Source organism: Gymnodinialimonas ceratoperidinii, from assembly GCF_019297855.1.
Taxonomy (GTDB): Bacteria; Pseudomonadota; Alphaproteobacteria; order Rhodobacterales; family Rhodobacteraceae; genus Gymnodinialimonas; species Gymnodinialimonas ceratoperidinii.
In genome coordinates, this window is record NZ_CP079194.1 from 3,009,429 (window position 1) to 3,027,719 (window position 18,291).

21 protein-coding genes and 1 other RNA gene are annotated in these 18,291 nt (G+C 64.8%); 13 read left to right on the forward strand and 9 right to left on the reverse strand.

Going from position 1 to position 18,291, the window contains the following annotated elements:
* Positions 1 to 45: 45 nt before the first annotated feature.
* Both KYE46_RS14555 and hisN read right to left on the reverse strand, forming a co-directional pair.
* A complete protein-coding gene (locus KYE46_RS14555) occupies positions 46 to 1,386 on the reverse strand; it encodes an 8-oxoguanine deaminase (protein WP_219001494.1) in 1,341 nt (446 codons plus the stop codon).
* Positions 1,379 to 2,176, reverse strand: a complete 798-nt coding sequence (gene hisN, locus KYE46_RS14560; RefSeq protein WP_219001496.1) for a histidinol-phosphatase — start codon at positions 2,174 to 2,176, stop codon at positions 1,379 to 1,381. The genes KYE46_RS14555 and hisN overlap by 8 nt, the downstream gene beginning before the upstream one ends.
* Before the next feature lie 142 nt (positions 2,177 to 2,318).
* On the opposite strand from hisN, the gene KYE46_RS14565 reads away from it, so the two are divergent.
* Positions 2,319 to 3,281, forward strand: a complete 963-nt coding sequence (locus KYE46_RS14565; RefSeq protein ID WP_219001498.1) for an NADPH:quinone oxidoreductase family protein — start codon at positions 2,319 to 2,321, stop codon at positions 3,279 to 3,281.
* A gap of 8 nt (positions 3,282 to 3,289) precedes the next feature.
* On the opposite strand, the gene KYE46_RS14570 is transcribed toward KYE46_RS14565, so the two are convergent.
* On the reverse strand, positions 3,290 to 4,144 hold the full coding sequence (locus tag KYE46_RS14570) for a LysR family transcriptional regulator (RefSeq protein ID WP_219001500.1): 855 nt from the start codon (positions 4,142 to 4,144) through the stop codon (positions 3,290 to 3,292).
* 122 nt (positions 4,145 to 4,266) lie between these two features.
* Between KYE46_RS14570 and KYE46_RS14575 the strand changes: the two genes are divergently transcribed.
* From KYE46_RS14575 to KYE46_RS14595, 5 genes are all read left to right on the forward strand, one after another.
* Positions 4,267 to 4,503, forward strand: a complete 237-nt coding sequence (locus KYE46_RS14575) for a DUF1127 domain-containing protein (protein ID WP_219001502.1) — start codon at positions 4,267 to 4,269, stop codon at positions 4,501 to 4,503.
* A 143-nt stretch (positions 4,504 to 4,646) separates the two neighbouring features.
* Complete coding sequence (locus KYE46_RS14580; RefSeq protein ID WP_219001504.1) at positions 4,647 to 5,405, forward strand: Bax inhibitor-1/YccA family protein; 759 nt, start codon at positions 4,647 to 4,649, stop codon at positions 5,403 to 5,405.
* 172 nt (positions 5,406 to 5,577) lie between these two features.
* Complete coding sequence (gene chrA / locus KYE46_RS14585; protein ID WP_219001506.1) at positions 5,578 to 6,834, forward strand: chromate efflux transporter; 1,257 nt, start codon at positions 5,578 to 5,580, stop codon at positions 6,832 to 6,834.
* A 97-nt stretch (positions 6,835 to 6,931) separates the two neighbouring features.
* A complete protein-coding gene (gene rpmG / locus KYE46_RS14590; protein WP_011454349.1) occupies positions 6,932 to 7,099 on the forward strand; it encodes a 50S ribosomal protein L33 in 168 nt (55 codons plus the stop codon).
* Between the two features lie 116 nt (positions 7,100 to 7,215).
* Positions 7,216 to 7,719, forward strand: coding sequence for a GNAT family N-acetyltransferase (locus KYE46_RS14595; RefSeq protein ID WP_219001508.1), 504 nt, complete (start codon positions 7,216 to 7,218; stop codon positions 7,717 to 7,719).
* Positions 7,720 to 7,785: 66 nt separating this feature from the next.
* On the opposite strand, the gene KYE46_RS14600 is transcribed toward KYE46_RS14595, so the two are convergent.
* Complete coding sequence (locus KYE46_RS14600) at positions 7,786 to 8,052, reverse strand: hypothetical protein (protein WP_219001510.1); 267 nt, start codon at positions 8,050 to 8,052, stop codon at positions 7,786 to 7,788.
* Between the two features lie 157 nt (positions 8,053 to 8,209).
* On the opposite strand from KYE46_RS14600, the gene gatC reads away from it, so the two are divergent.
* From gatC to rnpB, 5 genes are all read left to right on the forward strand, one after another.
* Positions 8,210 to 8,497 carry an Asp-tRNA(Asn)/Glu-tRNA(Gln) amidotransferase subunit GatC gene (gene gatC / locus KYE46_RS14605; protein WP_219001512.1) on the forward strand — a complete coding sequence of 96 codons (288 nt, stop codon included), beginning with the start codon at positions 8,210 to 8,212 and terminating at the stop codon, positions 8,495 to 8,497.
* Entirely contained in the window at positions 8,497 to 9,981 is a 1,485-nt protein-coding gene (gene gatA, locus KYE46_RS14610; protein ID WP_219001514.1) for an Asp-tRNA(Asn)/Glu-tRNA(Gln) amidotransferase subunit GatA, read from the forward strand. Before gatC ends, gatA begins: the two co-directional genes overlap by 1 nt.
* A 59-nt stretch (positions 9,982 to 10,040) precedes the next feature.
* Positions 10,041 to 10,664, forward strand: a complete 624-nt coding sequence (locus KYE46_RS14615) for a hypothetical protein (RefSeq protein ID WP_219001516.1) — start codon at positions 10,041 to 10,043, stop codon at positions 10,662 to 10,664.
* Positions 10,665 to 10,668: 4 nt separating this feature from the next.
* A complete protein-coding gene (locus KYE46_RS14620; protein WP_283095199.1) occupies positions 10,669 to 11,340 on the forward strand; it encodes an N-acetylmuramoyl-L-alanine amidase in 672 nt (223 codons plus the stop codon).
* Positions 11,341 to 11,352: 12 nt separating this feature from the next.
* Positions 11,353 to 11,746: RNase P RNA component class A (gene rnpB, locus KYE46_RS14625), an RNA gene on the forward strand.
* 98 nt (positions 11,747 to 11,844) lie between these two features.
* Here the strand turns inward: rnpB and KYE46_RS14630 are convergent.
* The gene (locus KYE46_RS14630) at positions 11,845 to 12,294 is read right to left on the reverse strand and encodes a nucleoside deaminase (protein WP_219001517.1); all 450 of its coding nucleotides are present in this window, start codon (positions 12,292 to 12,294) and stop codon (positions 11,845 to 11,847) included.
* Between the two features lie 52 nt (positions 12,295 to 12,346).
* Here KYE46_RS14630 and KYE46_RS14635 point away from each other — a divergent pair, with 52 nt between their 5' ends.
* Positions 12,347 to 13,276 (forward strand): pseudouridine synthase, encoded by a 930-nt coding sequence (locus tag KYE46_RS14635; RefSeq protein WP_219001519.1) that lies wholly within the window; start codon positions 12,347 to 12,349, stop codon positions 13,274 to 13,276.
* Here the strand turns inward: KYE46_RS14635 and KYE46_RS14640 are convergent.
* The 3 genes from KYE46_RS14640 to ftsY form a co-directional block, all read right to left on the reverse strand.
* Positions 13,218 to 13,859, reverse strand: a complete 642-nt coding sequence (locus tag KYE46_RS14640) for an inner membrane-spanning protein YciB (protein WP_219001521.1) — start codon at positions 13,857 to 13,859, stop codon at positions 13,218 to 13,220. The genes KYE46_RS14635 and KYE46_RS14640 overlap by 59 nt on opposite strands.
* A 71-nt stretch (positions 13,860 to 13,930) precedes the next feature.
* Complete coding sequence (locus tag KYE46_RS14645) at positions 13,931 to 14,833, reverse strand: EamA family transporter (RefSeq protein WP_219005124.1); 903 nt, start codon at positions 14,831 to 14,833, stop codon at positions 13,931 to 13,933.
* Between the two features lie 27 nt (positions 14,834 to 14,860).
* Positions 14,861 to 16,006, reverse strand: a complete 1,146-nt coding sequence (ftsY, locus tag KYE46_RS14650) for a signal recognition particle-docking protein FtsY (protein ID WP_219001523.1) — start codon at positions 16,004 to 16,006, stop codon at positions 14,861 to 14,863.
* 141 nt (positions 16,007 to 16,147) lie between these two features.
* Between ftsY and KYE46_RS14655 the strand changes: the two genes are divergently transcribed.
* A complete protein-coding gene (locus KYE46_RS14655) occupies positions 16,148 to 17,347 on the forward strand; it encodes an alkane 1-monooxygenase (protein WP_219001525.1) in 1,200 nt (399 codons plus the stop codon).
* A gap of 78 nt (positions 17,348 to 17,425) precedes the next feature.
* On the opposite strand, the gene KYE46_RS14660 is transcribed toward KYE46_RS14655, so the two are convergent.
* Positions 17,426 to 18,289, reverse strand: a complete 864-nt coding sequence (locus KYE46_RS14660) for an ATP-binding protein (protein WP_219001526.1) — start codon at positions 18,287 to 18,289, stop codon at positions 17,426 to 17,428.
* Between the last annotated feature and the right edge of the window lie 2 nt (positions 18,290 to 18,291).

Genomic DNA, 18,291 nt, shown 5'->3' on the forward strand with positions numbered 1-18,291 from the left:
GGAACCTGCCCGTTTTATCCAAAAATGAGCAGTTATTGACAACTCTTACCCGTCGGCGAGACCCTGCGCGAGGTGCCGCTGCCGCGCGATATGAGGCTCGATATCGAGGGACGCCATCTGCCCCTCCGCCACGATCCGCCTGCCCTCGACAATCAGGTCGCGCACGCGGCGGGGGCCGGCCAGCAGCAGCGCGGCCATATCCCAATTTCCGGCAGCCTCGACCCCGGACATATTCCAGATCGCCAGGTCCGCTCGGTAGCCAGGCGCGATTTGCCCGATTTCGCCACCGCGTCCCAGAACCTCTGCGCCGCCACGGGTGGCGATCCGTAACGCCTCGCGAGCCGACATGGCATCGGGTCCGCGAACGACCCGTTGCAGCAACAGCGTCTGGCGCGCCTCATCGACCAGAGATCCGGCGTCGTTGGAGGCGGAGCCGTCGACGCCCAGACCAACTTTCACGCCCGCGTCCCGCATCGCGCGCACAGGGGCAATGCCGGAGGCGAGGCGACAGTTGGAGCAGGGACAATGGGCGACGCCGGTGCCGGACCGGGCGAAGAGATCGATCTCCTGCCCGTCCAACTTCACGCAATGGGCGTGCCAGACGTCATCGCCGGTCCAGCCCAGATCTTCGGCGTATTGGCCGGGGCGACAGCCGAATTTTTCGAGCGAATAGGCAATGTCCTCGTCGTTCTCTGCCAGGTGGGTGTGCAGCATCACGCCCTTGTCACGCGCAAGGATCGCGGCGTCGCGCATCAACTCGCGGCTGACCGAGAAGGGAGAGCAAGGGGCGACGCCGACCCGGCACATCGAGGCCGGAGACGGATCGTGGAAGGCGTCGATGACGCGGAGGCAGTCTTCAAGAATCGCCGCCTCATCCTCGACCAGCGCGTCAGGGGGCAGGCCGCCGTCCGAAACACCGATCGACATGGCGCCACGGGTGGGCTGGAACCGCAATCCGACCTGCGCCGCGGCAGCGATGGAATCATCGAGGCGAGAGCCGTTGGGGAAGAGGTACATGTGATCAGACGAGGTCGTGCAGCCCGAAAGCGCGAGCTCCGCCAGACCGATCACCGCAGAGGTCTCCATGTGATCAGGGGTGAAGCGCGACCAGATGGGATAGAGGGTCTGAAGCCAGCCGAACAGCGCCGCATCCTGCGCGCCGGGCACCGCGCGGGTGAGCGTCTGGAACAAGTGGTGATGGGTGTTCACCAAGCCCGGCGTCACCAAGCAATCACGACAGTCGATCGAGGGCGCGTCGCTTTCAAGTCGTTGGCCAATCTCGACAATCTGCCCATCGCGCAGCAAGATATCGACGTCGCGCAGTTCGGTTTCCGCGTCGTCCATCGTCAGGCAATGGCTCACGTTTCTCAGGATCAGGTCAGCCATGCGCGATCTCCTGTAGCAATGCCAGCGCCTCGGCGTGGAGCGCGGGCGAGGCCGCCGCGAGCGCCCGCCCGCCGGCGTGTACCGGTCGCCCTTCCCAATCGGTGATCATCCCACCGGCGGCCTGGATCACGGCCACCGGGGCGGCGATGTCGTAGCTTTGCAATCCGGCCTCAATCACGAGGTCGATCTGTCCCGCCGCGAGCAGCGCATAGGCGTAGCAGTCGCAGCCGTAGCGAACCAATTGCGCGCGATCGCGGACCGCCTCGAAAGCGCGACGCTCGATGTCCGAGCCCACCTCGGGAAAGGTCGTGAAGAGTGTTGCCTCGGCGAGGGAACCCGCCGGTTGGACGCCGAGGTCCATCGGCCCGAGCGGCCCCTCCATGCGCGCATGGCCGAAGCCGCCTTCGAAGCGCTCGCCGATGTAGGGTTGGTCGATGATGCCGTAGATCGGCCCGTCGGCGTCGCAAAGCGCGATCAGCACGCCCCACGTCGGCGCGCCGGAGACGAAGCCCCGCGTCCCGTCGATCGGGTCGATCACCCATGTCAGGCCGCTGGTGCCTTCCTTGATGCCTTCCTCTTCACCGAGGATGGCATCGTCCGGCCGACGCTCGGCCAAGATGGCGCGCATCGCCGCCTCCGACGCGCGGTCGGCGACGGTGACGGGATCGTAGTGGCTGGTCTCCTTTGACGTGGTACCAAGACCGCCGCGCCGAAAATGCGGCAGGATCGCTGCCCGCGCGGCATCGGCCATGGCGTGCGCCGTTTCCATCAACGCCTCTTGATCGCGCATCCCAGTCTCTCCTTCGAACCCCATGATGGACGGGTGGCACGGCGCGGGCGCGGGCGTCAAGCGCGCGGCCCGCAGAGACATCTGGCGGAGACCCCGGCAAGCCGCTAGGACTTGGCGAAGCTTTGCGATGGTGGAGGAAAACATGCGCGCATTTGTGGTAAGCGATCACGCGGCGGCCCCGGCCGTCACGGAGGTGCCCGAGCCCACCCCCGGCCCCGGTCAGGTGCGCATCCGCATCCACGCCTGCGGCGTGAACTTCGGTGACCTCCTGATGGTCAAAGGCACCTACCAGGAAACGCCCGCCCTGCCCTTCACCCTTGGAATGGAGGTCGCAGGCGAAGTCGACGCGCTTGGCGAAGGGGTCACCTCGCCCGCCATCGGTACGCGTGTCGCCGTCTTCGAGGGCGCCGGCGGCATGGCCGAAAGCGGCGTGTTCAGTGCCGAGCGCTGCGTGGAAATCCCCGATGCGATGCCCTTCGAGGAGGCCGCGGGCTTCATCGTCGCCTATGGCACCTCGCATCTGGCGCTGACGGACCGGGCGCACCTGAAGAAGGGAGAGCGCCTGCTGGTTCTGGGCGCGGCCGGTGGCGTCGGACTGACGGCCGTGGAACTGGGCGCCGCGATGGGTGCCGAAGTGATCGCCGTGGCGCGGGGCGCCGAGAAACTGGCGGTAGCGAAGGCTGCGGGTGCGACGCATGTTTTAGATAGCGATACCGCGGACTTGCGCGCCGAGGTTAAAGCGCTCGGCGGGGCGGATGTTGTCTATGACGCAGTGGGCGGCGACGGCTTCAAGGCGGCGATGCGTGCAACCAACCCCGGCGGGCGGATCATCGTCATCGGCTTTGCCAGTGGTGACGTGCCGAAGATTCCGGCGAACCACCTTCTGGTGAAAAACATCGATGTCATTGGCTTCTACTGGGGCGGCTACCTGACATGGGCGCCCGAGCGGCTGTCGCGGAGCCTTGGCGATCTGATGGCGATGTATGAGGCCGGAAAGCTCTCGCCCCACATCGGGGCGGTGAAGCCGCTGGACGCGGCCGGAGAGGCGCTGGAATTGCTCCGCTCGCGCAAGGTCACCGGCAAGGTGGTGGTGAAGACCCGCTGACGCGCGGCTCAGATCACCTGATAGCCTTGCCGGATGAGGTCCACCAAGGCATCGACCGGCTCCGACCGCGCCATCTCGGAGCGGTACATGTTGATCCGGATGCGCGGCAGGGTCGGCAACGCACCGTTATGGACGATCATCTCGGAATAAGGGCTCTCGGTGCCCTCGATCACCGCGTGGATCGCCAGATCGGCACTGACCGAGACCTCGATCGCGCGCATCGTGTCGGAATCCACAGCCATTTCCCAAGCGATCCCGGCCGCATCCAGCGCTGACAGCGCCGGGCCGCGGAAGATGCAATCATGCTCGAACGCCAGCCGCAGAGGCCGCTGCTTCCACATCTGTCCGTTTTCGGCACCGATCCAGACCATCGAGCGTTCCAACAGGGTTTCACCGCCGCGCTCCACGTCTTCCTCGGTCGTCAGGATCACGTCCGCCGCCCCGCGGGCGAAGGTCTCTCGCAGGTTGAGCGTGCCCATGGACAGCAAATGCACCCGCATCCGGGGGTATGCCTTGTTGAACCGGTGCAAAACCTCGGGAATTGCCGGGTAGACCACGTCGCCGGGCACGCCGAGCACGATCTCTCCCTCGTATTCCGTGGCGGTCAGACGCCCCAGAACTTCGTCGTTCAACTCCAGCATCCGCCGGGCGTAGCCGAGCATCTGCTCCCCCGCTCCGGTCAGGTTCAACTTCCGGGTGGTCCGGTCGAAGAGCGCCACGTCGAGCGCCTCTTCCAGCCGCTTGAGCTGCATCGAGACTGCCGATTGCGTCAGGTTGAGAAAGCCTGAGGCCTTGGTCACGCCGCCTGCGTCCACGACGGTGACGAAAGCTCGGAGCGAGGTGAGATCGAGGTTGCGCGCCACTCATCAATTCCAGTGATAATCAGGTTCAATAACATTCACTATCAAAATGTGACCGACAGGTCCATACATCAGTCATTGGAATATGAATCGCACAACACTTCACGAGAATGAAAGGACATCCCATGGCGCATCTTCCCCTCTCCCGCCCGCAGCACGCCTCCTTCGGTGCCACCGCAGCGGCATGCGCGCCCAAGGCAAACCTTTCGCTTTTCGCCCGTGTGATCGCCGTCTGGCGCGAGCGTCAGCACCTGAACCGCCTGCCGGAGCATATGCGCCGCGATATCGGGCTGAGCGACGCCCAGATCGCCCGCGAAACGCAGCGTCCGCTGTGGGATGCGCCTCAAGCCTGGCGCCGCTGAGGCTGCTTTCGCGAAAGATCGGTAAAAAGTAGAGGCCCCTGCACGTTTTGCGGGGGCCAATTGCTTGAAAAAAGCCGCCAACTGCACGATATTCAACCCTAAGGGGCCCGATGATCGGGCCGACGGTTAATATGGAGAACCCCATGGCTGAATATCAGACGATGCGCTCCCGAGGCATGGCCGGCTCCGCCGCTGAGCTTGACCAAGGCCTGCGCGCCCACATGAACAAGGTCTACGGCACGATGTCGATTGGCCTGTTGATCACTTTCGCCGCGGCTTGGGCCTTCGGCTCGAACCCCGCGCTGCTTTCGCTGCTCAACGATCCGCAAACGCTGCAACCCACCATCCTGGGCTGGATCGTCATGTTTGCGCCTCTCGGCATGATCTTCGCCTTCGGCGCGATCATTACCCGCGCGTCGGCTGCCGCCGCGCAGCTGTTCTTCTATGCCTTCTCCGCCGTGATGGGCATGTCGATCAGCTACATCTTCGCGGTCTACACCGGTGCGTCGATCATCCAGTCGTTCCTCGTGACCTCTGCCGCCTTCGCGGGTCTGAGCCTCTACGGCTACGCCACCAAGCGTGACATCTCCGGTTGGGGCGCCTTCCTGATGATGGGCCTGATCGGCGGCATCGTCCTGATGCTGCTGTCCTTCGTGATGTCCGCCTTCTTCGGCATTGTGATCCCCGGCTTCGATCTGGCGCTCTCCGCGCTGCTGCTGTTGGTCTTCGCGGGTCTGACCGCGTACCACACGCAGACGATCAAGCAGGAATACATCGATCACGCGCAGCATGGTGACAGCGAGTGGCTCGGCAAATCCGCGATCATGGGCGCGCTGAACCTCTACATGTCGTTCATCAACATGTTCCTGATCATCCTCAGCTTCCTCGGCAATCGCGAGTGATCTGACGGAAATGGACACGGAAAGGGTCGCCCCGGGGCGGCCCTTTTTTTTGTGTCGGCCATAGCTTGCGTAACCAAGGCCAAGGCGGCCCGCAGCCTGCGTGATTTGTCGCGATCCCCCATGGCGTGAGGCCGGACTTGCGTGCTACCTCCAAGGCAGAAGGAGAGCCGCGATGACCCCGCCCCCCACTGCCGACATGTTGCGCGTCTTTGGCCGTATCGGGTTGCTGTCGTTTGGGGGTCCAGCGGCGCAAATCGCGCTCATGCATCGCGAACTCGTGGAAACGCGCCCCTGGCTGACCGAGCAGCAATTTCTCGGGGCGCTGAGCTTCTGCATGCTCCTGCCCGGTCCCGAGGCGATGCAACTGGCGACCTATGCGGGCTGGCGGCTTCGCGGCACCATGGGCGGGCTGCTGGCAGGCCTTTTGTTCGTGCTCCCCGGCGCGGCTGTCATGCTGGCATTGGCGAGCTTTTACGCCGCCTTTGGCTCTGTCCCGCTGGTCGAGGCACTCTTTTTGGGCATCAAGGCCACGGTGATCGTCATCGTGCTACAGGCGCTTCTGAAGGTCTCCTCTAGGGCGCTCAACGGCAGCACGGCGGTGGTACTGGCCTTCGCGGCCTTCATCGCGATCTTCGTTTTCGAAGTGCCCTTCCCCCTCATCATCCTGACCGCCGCGCTTGTCGGCGCCCTTCTGATGCAGGGAGAGGCCGAGCCTGCCCCGCTGACGCCAGTTTCGACCTCGGCAACACTCCGCACCATCGCGATCTGGGGAGCGCTCTGGCTGGCGCCCGTGGCCCTGTTGGCGGTCTTCGCCGCACCAGTCCTGTCGGATGTGGCGCTTTTCTTCTCGACACTCGCGGTGGTGACCTTCGGCGGCGCCTACGCCGTGCTCGCCTATATGGTGCAGGAGGTCGTGGGCAATTTCGGATGGCTGACGACGGGGCAGATGATGGATGCCCTCGGCCTTGCAGAAACAACGCCCGGCCCGTTGATCCTCGTGACGCAATTCGTGGGCTTCATGGCGGGTGAGCAGGCTGGCGGCTGGTGGTTGGGCCTTCTGGCCGCGCTCGTCACCCTCTGGGTCACCTTCGTGCCCTGCTTCCTCTGGATCTTCGCCGGCGCGCCTTATGTGGAATGGATCGCCACCCGCCCGCGCCTGACCGGAGCGCTTCAGGGCATCACCGCAGCCGTCGTGGGCGTGATCGCCAATCTGTCCATCTGGTTCGCGCTCAACGTCTGGTTCACCGAGGTCGACCGCAATCGCCTCGGGCTCTGGGTGCCGGATGCAACAACGATCGACATTTCGGCCCTTTTCCTCTCAGGCCTCGCCGCCGCCTTGCTGTTATGGCGCAAGACGGACCTTCTGGCGGCTCTGGCCCTGATGGGAGGGGCGGGAATTGTCGCGAGTTTCCTCTCGGAAAGCATTTGAGTATTGACTCCCCCCATGGCCCAGTTACAAGGCGCGCTCTACCCGTTTGTTGCGTGAGTGGCGTAAGCCCTCCGCCCCGACATTAAGGAGCCTGTCCATGGCGAAGCCAACCACGATCAAAATCCGCCTCAACTCGTCCGCAGGCACCGGCCACTTCTATGTGACCAAGAAAAACGCACGCACGATGACCGAAAAGATGGTCGTACGAAAGTACGATCCCGTCGCGCGCAAGCATGTCGAATACAAGGAAGGCAAGATCAAGTAAGCCTTCTTCGAACCAAAGACATCAAGGGCCGCGCCGAGAGATCGACGCGGCCCTTTTTCTTTGTCCAAAAGCCAGTCTGGCGGCGGGGCAACCAATGGCCAACGAAGGGACACGCCATGGTAGATGAGATGACGATCAGAGCGACGACGACGGAAGACCTGTCGGACGTGGATGCCCTGCTGCAAGCGAGCTATCCGGTCCTTCTGAAGGCGGATTACGCGCCCTCCGTCTTGGTGACATGCCTGCCTCTCATCACCCGAGCACAACCGGAATTGCTGCGCTGTGGCACCTATTACATTGCCGAAGGGCCGGACGGCCCATTGGCGGCAGGCGGCTGGACCCACGGCGCGCCGCAGGGCGGTGTCGGCCCCCGTGACGTCGGCCACATCCGCCATGTGGTCACCCACCCCAAGGCGCTCCGGCGCGGTTTGGCGCGGTCTTTGATCGAGCGGAGCTTTCGGGCGGCACGCACATCGGGCGTGCGGTGGATGATGTGCCAATCAACCCGCACGGCCGAGCCGTTCTACGCCTCCATGGGGTTCCAGCGGCGCGGCGAGATCGACGTGCGTCTGCGGCCGGGCATCAGCTTCCCGGCGGTCGAGATGATCCGCCCTCTGTAAGACAAAGGCGCGCGGGAGAGATCCTGCGCGCCGTTGGCAACGTTCGGTCCGGACGAGATGCGTGCGCTACTCCGCCGGGTGCATGTCGGGGTCGTCAGACTGGCTCTCGGACGCATCCTTGGCAGCAGCATCCTTCTTGGGCCGCGTCAGAATGCTGATCACCACGGAGAGCATCGTGGTCGCGATGACGCCAATGTAAAAATAGGCCGGAAAGCTGACGCCGAAGCGCACAAGTTGCGGAAGCAGAAGATAATGAACAAACAAATAAGAACTCGTACCGGTAAACAACACGCGCGCGATGACGTCGATGCCAACTTCGGATTTCCAAGTCATGTAGTGGCCTTTTTCCTATCCCCGAGAGCTGGATGGCGGCGTAATCGGACCAAAATGGGGCATTGAGGTGAAAATCATGAGTCGGTCCCCGCGCCGCGCTTGCGACGCCTCTCCCCCGCAGGTAAACCGCGTTTGATTTCACGAGAGGATTTGGCCGATGTCCATCGATGTCGCGACCGCTGCAAAGGTCGCCAAACTTGCCCGCATCAAGGTTGAAGACGAGGCGCTGCCCGAGCTGGCGCAGGAATTCAACGCGATCCTGGGCTTCATCGAACAGTTGGAAGAGGTGGATGTCGAGGGCGTCGAGCCGATGGTCTCGGTCACGCCCATGGCCCTGCCCCGCCGCGAGGATGTGGTGACCGACGGCAACCAGCAGGCGAAGGTTCTGGCCAATGCGCCCGATGCCCGTGAAGGCTTTTTCTCGGTTCCGAAGGTGGTGGAATAATGTCTGATCTCAACACTTTGACCATCGCCGACGCCCGTGACGCCCTGCGCAAGGGAGAGGTCACCTCCGTCGAGCTGACCCAAGCCTGCCTGTCCGCGATCGATGGCGCAGACGCCTTGGGCGCCATCGTCCACAAGACGCCCGAGCTGGCGCTGGAACGCGCCAAGGCTGCCGATCAGCGCCGCGCCGAGGGCGATGCGCCGGACATGTGCGGTATCCCCATCGGCGTTAAGGATTTGTTCTGCACCGAGGGTGTAGCCTCTCAGGCAGCATCGAAAATCCTCGACGGCTTCAAGCCGGAATACGAATCCACGGTCTCGGGCAAGCTGCGCGACGCGGGCGCGGTCATGCTCGGCAAGTTGAACATGGACGAGTTCGCCATGGGCTCGTCGAACGAGACCTCGGTCTACGGCAACGCCGTGAACCCCTGGCGCGCGGGCAATTCCGATGCGTCGCTCACGCCGGGCGGCTCCTCTGGCGGCAGCGCCTCGGCCGTGGCCGCCGACCTGTGCCTTGCCGCAACCGGCACAGATACCGGCGGCTCGATCCGGCAACCGGCGGCCTTCACCGGCACGGTTGGCCTGAAGCCGACCTACGGGCGCTGCTCGCGGTGGGGGATCGTGGCGTTCGCGTCCTCGCTGGATCAGGCGGGTCCGATGACCAAGACCGTCCGTGACGCCGCGATCATGGGCCGCGCGATGATGGGCCATGATGCGAAGGACAGCACCTCCGCAAATCTGGAAGTACCGGACTTCGAAGCCATGCTGACCGGCGATATCCGTGGCAAGGTCATTGGTATTCCCCAGGAATATCGGATGGAAGGCATGCCCGCCGAGATCGAACAGCTCTGGTCAGACGGCACCGCCATGCTGAAGGACGCAGGCGCCGAGATCCGCGACATCTCCTTGCCGCACACGAAATATGCCCTGCCCACCTACTACGTGATTGCGCCGGCCGAGGCCTCCTCGAACCTTGCGCGCTACGACGGCGTGCGCTTCGGTTACCGGGCCGAGATGGCGCCGGGTGACGGCATTACCGAGATGTATGAAAAGACCCGCGCCGAGGGCTTCGGCCCGGAGGTCCAGCGCCGCGTGATGGTCGGGACCTATGTGCTGTCGGCCGGCTTCTACGACGCCTATTACAACCGCGCCCGCCGGGTCCGCACGCTGATCAAGCGCGACTTCGATGAGGTTTTCGCCGCCGGTGTCGACGCGATCCTGACGCCCACGACCCCGTCTGCCGCCTTCGAGTTGGGCCAGCGGGTCAGCGACCCCGTGGAGATGTACCTCAACGACGTCTTCACGGTGACGGTGAACCTCGCGGGCCTGCCCGGCGTCGCGGTACCAACGGGCAAGGACCGCAATGGCCTGCCGCTTGGCCTGCAATTGATCGGTCGTCCGTGGGAAGAGGGTGAGTTGCTGAACACCGCCTATGCGCTGGAGAGCGCGGCCGGGTTTGTGGAAAAACCCGCGCGTTGGTGGTAAGCCGCCATGTAATCGGATTGGTGCCGCCTTCGCGGCACTCGGAACATGAGGCTACAGTGATGGTTTCCAAGCGATATTTCGCCTTTGCCTGCGTGATTCTCGCAGGCTGCGCGACTGCGCCCAATGATGTTGCCCTGCCACAGCAGGCCGCGGATCAGCAGGGGTTGCAGGGTCGCCAGGCGACGTTGAATGGGCAGATTTCCGCCGCGACCGTCCCCTCCGCCTCCGCCGGCGTCGGTATCGAAGCTGGCGCCACCGGTGATGTGACCTTCCTCGATCCCACCGATCTGACGGCCATGGCCGAAGGCGCAATCGCCGAGGCCGAGGAGGCCAGCACCGGTGGCGCGTTCGACAACATCCAGCCGCAGCAGGCCGATGACGTCCTGCCGCCGCCGCTGATCCCGCGCGTGGCGGCCTTCGCCCTGCGCACCACCCACATGCCGGGCCAGCGCCAATGGCGCCGCAATCCTTTCCGTGCCGATGGTCAGGCGATCTGCGCGCAGTTCGAGACCCGTGACGAGGCGCAGGACTATTTCCTTGCCGCCGGCGGTCCGGACCGCGACCCGAACGGGATGGACCCGGACGGCGACGGATTCGTCTGCGGCTTTGACCCGAGCGCGCTGCGGGCGTCGGCCAATGCCCCCGTAGAAACCTTCGAGGCACTCCCCGCGATTGACGGGTAAGAGCTTGAAAAGCCCGAACTTCGGCGAAAGGCGCAACGGCCTGACGCCGGAACTGGTGGTGATCCACTACACCGCGATGAAGGATTGTGCCGGGGCTGCCAAGGCGCTGTGCGACCCGGCGCGCGAGGTCTCGGCGCATTACCTGATCGGTCGCGACGGCGAGGTCCTGTCGCTCGTCGATGAGCCACTGCGAGCCTGGCACGCAGGCGCCGGCGCCTGGCGCGGAGCGGGCGATGTGAATTCGCGCTCCATCGGGATCGAATTGGACAACGACGGGTTTTCGCCCTTTTCCGAACCGCTCATGGCCGCGCTGGAGCGTCTCTTGGCCCAAGGCATCCTGCCAAGGTGGGAGATCCCGCCAGAGGGCGTGATCGGCCATTCCGACATGGCACCGGGGCGCAAGATCGATCCCGGTCGGCGGTTTGACTGGAAACGCCTCGCTCGCCAAGGGCTTGCGGTCTGGTCGGAAGCAGGCGGAGACTGGGTAGATGCGGCGCGTTTTCGGGCAGACGCCGCAGCCTTTGGCTACCCAAGCGTCGAGGACGACCTGTTGCTTGAGGTCGTGCGCATGCGGTTTCGGCCGTGGAAACACGGGCCGCTCGACGGCGAGGATTGCGCCGTGATGGCCGATCTCGCCGCGCGCTATGGGGTTGACCGGGACACCACCGCGCCGTAGCCCGTGATCTGCGTGGAGGGCTGGATGGCCGCGTGCGCGTGCCCCTTGGGGTGCGTGTTCGAGGAAAGTCCGGACTCCCTGGAGCAAAGGTGCCGGGTAACGCCCGGGCGGAGCAATCCGACGGAAAGCGCCACAGAAAACAGACCGCCCCTCGCACCGCTCTGCGGTACGGCGGGTAAGGGTGAAACGGTGGGGTAAGAGCCCACCGGGGGGCTGGCAACAGCGCCCGCATGGCAAGCCCCACCCGGGAGCAATGCCGAATAGGGATCGCATTATGGGAGGCTTCATCCCCGCGGTCCGGGTTGGCAGCTGGAGCGCATGGGTGACCATGCGCCGAGAGGAATGGTCATCCAGGCCGGGGGCAACCTCGGCTGGACAAAATCCGGCTTACAAGCTCTCCACGCGTTTTTGCTTTCGCCGCGAACCAGACCTGTCGCGCCTGGTGGCGCGGGCGGGATTGAGTTGTATTGGCCAAGATGAAGGGGGAGCGGCGCGTGCCCGCCGCTAGCGTTTTCGCGCGAAGAAACCGCGCAGGAGAGCCGCGCTTTGGGCCTCCAGCAAGCCTGAATAGACCTCGGGCACATGATGGCATTGGGAATGCGCGAAGATGCGCGGGCCTTGTTGGACGCCGCCTGATTTCGGATCCGCGGCGCCGAAGTAGAGCCGCGAGATGCGAGCCGCCGAGATGATCGTGGCGCAGGCCGGGCACGGTTCGAGCGTGACCCAGAGATCGCAGCCCGGCAGGCGCTCGGATTGCAGGCTCGCGCAGGCGGCGCGGATCGCGAGAATCTCGGCGTGGGCCGTGGGATCGTGCAACTCGCGGGTCCTGTTGCCGGCGCGCGCAATGATCTTTCCATCACGGGTGATGACCGCGCCGACGGGGACTTCGCCGCGGGCGGCGGCGGCTTCAGCCTCGGCAAGGGCGGCATCCATGAAAGTCGTGAATTGGGTCATGCCCCCGTGGTTGCCGCTTTCCACGGCGCTGTCAAACTTGTAGCGAAGGGTCATGGTTGATGGTGAACGTATAGCGAAGCGGCTGAGCCGCGCGGGTGTGGCCTCTCGTCGGGAGGCGGAGCGGATGATCGAGGCCGGGCGCGTCCGGGTGAATGGCACGGTGATCGAGAGCCCGGCGCTCAACGTGACCGAGGCGGACGTGATCCTCGTCGATGACGCCCCGATGCCCGAAATCGAGCGGCCACGCGTCTGGATGTATCACAAGCCCACGGGGTTGGTCACCAGCAACGCGGACGAGAAGGGCCGCGAGACGGTGTTCGACAAACTGCCCGAGGGTCTGCCCCGCGTTATGGCGATCGGGCGGCTCGACATGAACTCGGAAGGGTTGTTGTTGCTGACCAACGATGGCGGGGTAAAGCGGAAGTTGGAGCTGCCTTCGACCGGCTGGCTGAGGAAGTATCGCGTGCGGATGAAGGGCAACCCCAAGGACGAGGATTTCGCCCCCCTGCGCCGCGGGATCGTGGCCGAGGGCGAGAAGTTTCAGCCGATGGAAGTCACGCTAGACCGGGTTCAGGGGGCGAATGCGTGGATCACCGTGGGCCTGCGCGAGGGTAAGAACCGCGAGATCCGGCGGGCCATGGCGGAACTGGGGTTCGAGGTGAACCGCCTGATCCGCGTCTCTTACGGGCCGTTCCGGTTGGGAGAGCTGAAGCAAGGCGAGGTGGAAGAGATCAAGCCTCGCGTGCTGCGTGACCAATTGGGTCTGGAATCAGCGACCGAGGGCCATGCCGAGCCGAAGGCTCAGCCCAAGCGCCGCAAGAAGCCGGCGCCGAAGGGCGCGGCCCGGCCAGACCCGAAGAACCCCGGCGCGCGTTTTGCGCCGGAGAAGCGCGGCGGCGGCGGCAAGCCAGCGCGCGGCACGTCTAGTCGCCCCGCTTCCGATCGCTCTCGTCCGGGGAAGCCCGGTCCGCGTCGTCCATGAGGCCGTAGGTCTCGATCAAGCGATATTGCAGCGCCATGAACACCAGCATGGCCAGCGGCAGGCCGAAGGTCTTGACCGTGACCCAGACCCCCGAGGGGAGTGTCACGGCGATGATCGCGTTGGCCACGGCGAGCGCTGCGAAGAACCACACGAAGCGGCGCGTCAAAAGCATCCAGCCGGCCTGCTCCATCGGCAGGATCTCTCCCAGTAGCGCGGCGAGGTAGGATCGCCCCTGCCAGAGGCCGAAGGCGAGGATCGCCGCGAAGGCGGCATAGAGCAGCGTCGGCTTCAATTTCAGGAACCGGTCGTCGTCGAGCCAGACGGTCAGCCCGCCCATGACGACCACGAGCACCAGCGTCATGACCTGCATCCGTGAGAGCTTGCCGGTGAGGATGCGCAGGGCTCCCATGCATACGACCATCAGGATCACGAACCAGAAGGTGATGAAGGTGAAGGGTTGGACGGCCTGCCCGAAGAGCGGGTAGCTTTCATCCTTCAGCAGGAAGAAGGCGACGAAGAACGCCAGAACAGGGCCGAATTCAAGGCTCTGCTTCAGCCAGTTGCTGGTTTCACGCTCGGACATGGGGGCTCCGTCAATTTGATCTGGCGTATAGGTAATCACCTCCGCAGCGGATGCGAGGCGTGGCAGGCGACTTAACCTGCAGCCTCCACTATCACTGCACCCGCGGCGATCAAAGCCATCAAAGCGGCGCGCACGGGGCCGACAGGCTCTCGCAGGAACAGCCAGCCGATGAGGGCCGCGAAAACCGTTGATGTTTCGCGCAGGACGGCGGCCTCCCCCACCTGGTCAAGGCGCGTGGCCAGCATGACTGAGCCGAAGGAGCCAAAGGCAATGACGCCGCCGATAATGCCCCGCAGTGCGAGGAGGCCAAGCGCGGGACGCTCGGTCAGACGCAGGTAGAACCGCGCGGCGAGGATGGGGAACAGCAGCCCGTCGATGAAGAAGAACCATGCGAGGAAGGTGAACGGGTCCGCCGTCGCCCGGATGCCGTAAGCGTCATAGGTCGTGTAGAGCGCGACGAACAGACCGGTGAGCACCGCGAAAAGGAGCGCGGTCACAAGCGTATCGCGCGCGAGGGTGACACGGGCCATGTTGTAAGCCGCCAAACCGTAGAGCCCCGCGAGAAGGACGCCGACGCCGAGCCATTGGGTCGGGTTGAAGGTTTCTCCGAAGATCAGCCAAGCGCCGATCACGGTGAAGAGAGGGCCGGTGCCGCGCATGACCGGGTAGACGACCGTGTAGGCACCGCGTCGGTAGGCGCCGAGCACCGCGAGCTTGTAGCCGCCGTGGATCACGAAGACGCCCGCGAAAATCGGCCACATATGCGGCTCTGGCCATGGGACAACGAAAAGGGCGACGGGCGCGGCCATCAAGCCGTAGCTTGCATCAATCGCACCGCGTGAGAGCAGGGGGTCGTGCCGCCCTTTCTGAAGCGCCCCGAAGGCTGCATGCAGAACGGCGGCCAGAAGGACGAGAAACAGCGCAACCCGAGCGCCCGCCGGCGTGCCTTCGATAGCGGTCAGCCAAGCACTCATGTTATCCACAGGGCTGGTGGATACAAATCAATTTCGTTCAAGCCCGACGAGGGCATCTGCGAATTCTTCCGGGTCGAAAGGTTGCAGATCATCAATCTGCTCGCCGACACCGATGGCGTGGATAGGCAGACCGAACTTGTCTGCCAAGGCAACGAGAACGCCGCCCTTGGCCGTGCCGTCGAGCTTGGTCATCACGAGGCCGGAGACATCGGCCATCTGTCCGAACAGCTCCACCTGCCGCAGCGCATTTTGCCCGGTCGTGGCGTCCAGAACCAGCAGCGTGTTGTGCGGCGCGTCGGGATCCTTCTTCCGGATCACCCGCACGATTTTCGCGAGTTCCTCCATCAAGTCGGCCCGGTTTTGCAACCGACCGGCCGTGTCGATCATCAGGAGATCCGCGCCATCGGCCTCGGCCTTCACCATCGCGTCGTAGGCCAGCGCCGCGGGATCCGAGCCCTCGGGGGCCGTCAGCACCGGCACGCCCGCTCGGTCGCCCCAGACCTGAAGCTGCTCCACCGCGGCGGCGCGGAACGTGTCGCCCGCAGCAATCACCACCTTCTTGCCCGCCGCGCGGAACTGGCTCGACAGCTTGCCGATGGTGGTGGTCTTGCCAGAGCCGTTCACGCCCACGACCAGCACCACCTGCGGCGTCTTCGGATAAATCGGCAAGGGTCGCGCGACAGGCTCCATGACCCGCGTGATTTCCGAGGCGAGGAGCGACTTGATCTCGGTGGCGGAGAGCAGCTTGCCATACCGGCCCTCTGCCATGTTCGCCGTGACACGCAGCGCAATATCGACGCCCATGTCCGAGGCGATGAGCAATTCTTCCAATTGCTCCAGCATCTCGTCATCCAGCGCACGCTTTGGCTCGGCGGACCGCCCCATCAGCCGCCCGAGAATGCCGGGCTTCTCGACCGCCGGCGTCGGTGTCGCGAGCGGCGCGGGTGCGGGCGTCTCGACAGCCTCAGGCGCGGGCCTCTCGACAGCCTCGGACGCCGCTTCCTCTACACGCTCGTCGTGCGCCTCAACCTCAGGCTCCGGAGCCGTCGGCGCTTCCTTCTCTGCCTCAACCTCAGGCGCCTCCGCGCCCTCTTCAATGATCGCATCCAGCCCCTCGTCCAGCTTTGACGAGGACTTGAACATCCGATCTTTCATTTTGCGGAAAAAGGACATGGGCACCCTATGTATAGCCTATACTCTCACCTAATACCCAAAGCCGTGCTTGGAAAGGCCAAGGCGCTGCGCCATTCTTTCGCCAGAAAGCAATGCTACCCGCCCCGCGAGCCCGAGTTGACCGAAGGGAGCCGCCTGACCATGCCCGTCATCGCCCGCTATGCCGCGATCACCTTGCCCCCGCTGGCCTTCCTCCTATTGGCAGGCACGGCATGGGGCGGCTTTGCATGGCTGGCCCTCGCCTGGCTCACGCTCGTTGCAGCGGTGGCGGACAGGCTGTTGGCACCGCCCGCGCCCACGCCAGCCGATGAAGAGACCCTGCCCTGGTCCGACACCCTCTCCGTGGGTCTTGCCTGCGGCCACTTCCTCCTGCTGCTCTCGACGACCTCAGCCATCGCCTCAGGCAGCCTGACCCTGGGCCAGTCCCTTGCGCTCTTCCTTGCGACAGCCTCCTTCTTCGGACAGGTCAGCCACCCCAATGCCCACGAACTCATCCACCGTGCGCCATTGGCCCTCCGCGCCCTCGGGGCGGCGGTCTATACCAGCGTGGGCTTTGGCCATCACGTCTCCGCACATCGCCTCGTCCATCACCGCCATGTCGGCACGGACGAGGACCCGAACACACCGCGCCCGGGTGAAAGCTTCTGGGCCTACCTCCCCCGTGCCTGGCGCGGCTCGTTCGAGGCGGGAGCCGAATGCGAGGTCGACCGCCTCGAACGCAAAGGCCGGAGCCCGAACCACATCAGCAACCCCTATTGGCTCTGGCTCGGAGGCGCGGTGCTCACCCTCGTCATCGTCACGCTCACGGCCGGCATCGGCGGCGCGCTTGTCCTGATCGGCCTCGCTGGCCTCACAGCCGCGCAGATCCTGATGTCGGACTACGTGCAGCACTACGGCTTGCAACGCCTCCTCCTGCCCAATGTTCGCTATGAGCCCGTTGGCCCGCACCATAGCTGGAACGCGCCGAAGGGTTTCTCCAGCTACCTGATGATGAACGCCCCGGCCCATTCAGAACACCACATGCACCCGGACCGGCCCTACGAGAGGTTGGATCCCGAAGCGCGCGTGCCCACCCTGCCTTATTCCATGCCGATCATGGCGGTCATCGCGTTATTCCCGACGCTCTGGTCTAGAATGATGGATCACCGCGCGTTGAAGGTCATGGTCGCCGCCGAAGACGCCCGGGCCGAGCAGCCGATCACGCCCCGGCAAACCGCCCCCTCCGCAACGCGCCCCGCCCCGGCCGCCCCGCAACCACCCACAGCGGCGCCGACACCAGACGATCCAACCGACCCGGAAGAGGCCGACCTCCTGCGGAGAATTCGCGCCGCCACCCAGTAAGGACGGCTCCTTCATCTTGGTAAATACAACTCCGGGGGGAAGGCGGTCACGCCTGGGGGGCTGGCCCCCCTCGCGCCGCTAGCCGTTCAGCGTAACGCCCCGGCGGCCCGCCAAATCCGTGAAGAACTGCCACGCCACCCGGCCGGACCGGGAGCCGCGCGTCGCCTGCCACTCAATGGCTTCCGCCCGCAGTTCCGCGTCGGAAATCTCGACACCATGGGCGTCGCAGTAGCCCCGGATCATCGTCAGGTAGGCATCCTGGTCACAGCTGTGGAAGCCAAGCCAAAGCCCGAAACGGTCCGAGAGCGAAACCTTCTCTTCGACCGCTTCCGCCGGGTTGATCGCCGAGCCGCGCTCGTTCTCGATCATGTCGCGCGGCATCAGGTGGCGCCGGTTCGAGGTTGCGTAGAAGACCACGTTGTCTGGCCGTCCGGTCACGCCCCCGTCCAGTACCGCCTTCAGCGATTTGTAATGCTGATCGTCATGGCTGAACGACAGGTCATCGCAATAAAGGATCACCCGCGCGTCGACGCCGCGCAGCAGCGCCAGCAGGCGGCCGACAGAGGGCAGATCCTCGCGCTGGATCTCTACCAGCTTCAGACCCGGTTCATCCTTCGTGATCTCCGCGTGCACCGCCTTGACGAGAGAGGATTTACCCATCCCCCGCGCACCCCAGAGAAGCGCGTTGTTCGCAGGTAGTCCGCGCGCGAACTGGCGCGTGTTTGCCATCAGGGTGTCGCGTGCCCGGTCGATCCCGTGCAGCAGGGCCAGATCGACACGGTTCACGTCGGTGACAGGCTCCAGCGCGTCCGGGTCGGAATGCCAGACAAAGGCTTCCGCTGCATCGAGATCCGGGATCGCAGCCGGTGGCGGGCGCAGCCGCTCCAAGGCCTTTGCAATACGGGTAAGCGCCGCTTCCGACGCAAAGCTCTCGGCGGCCACGG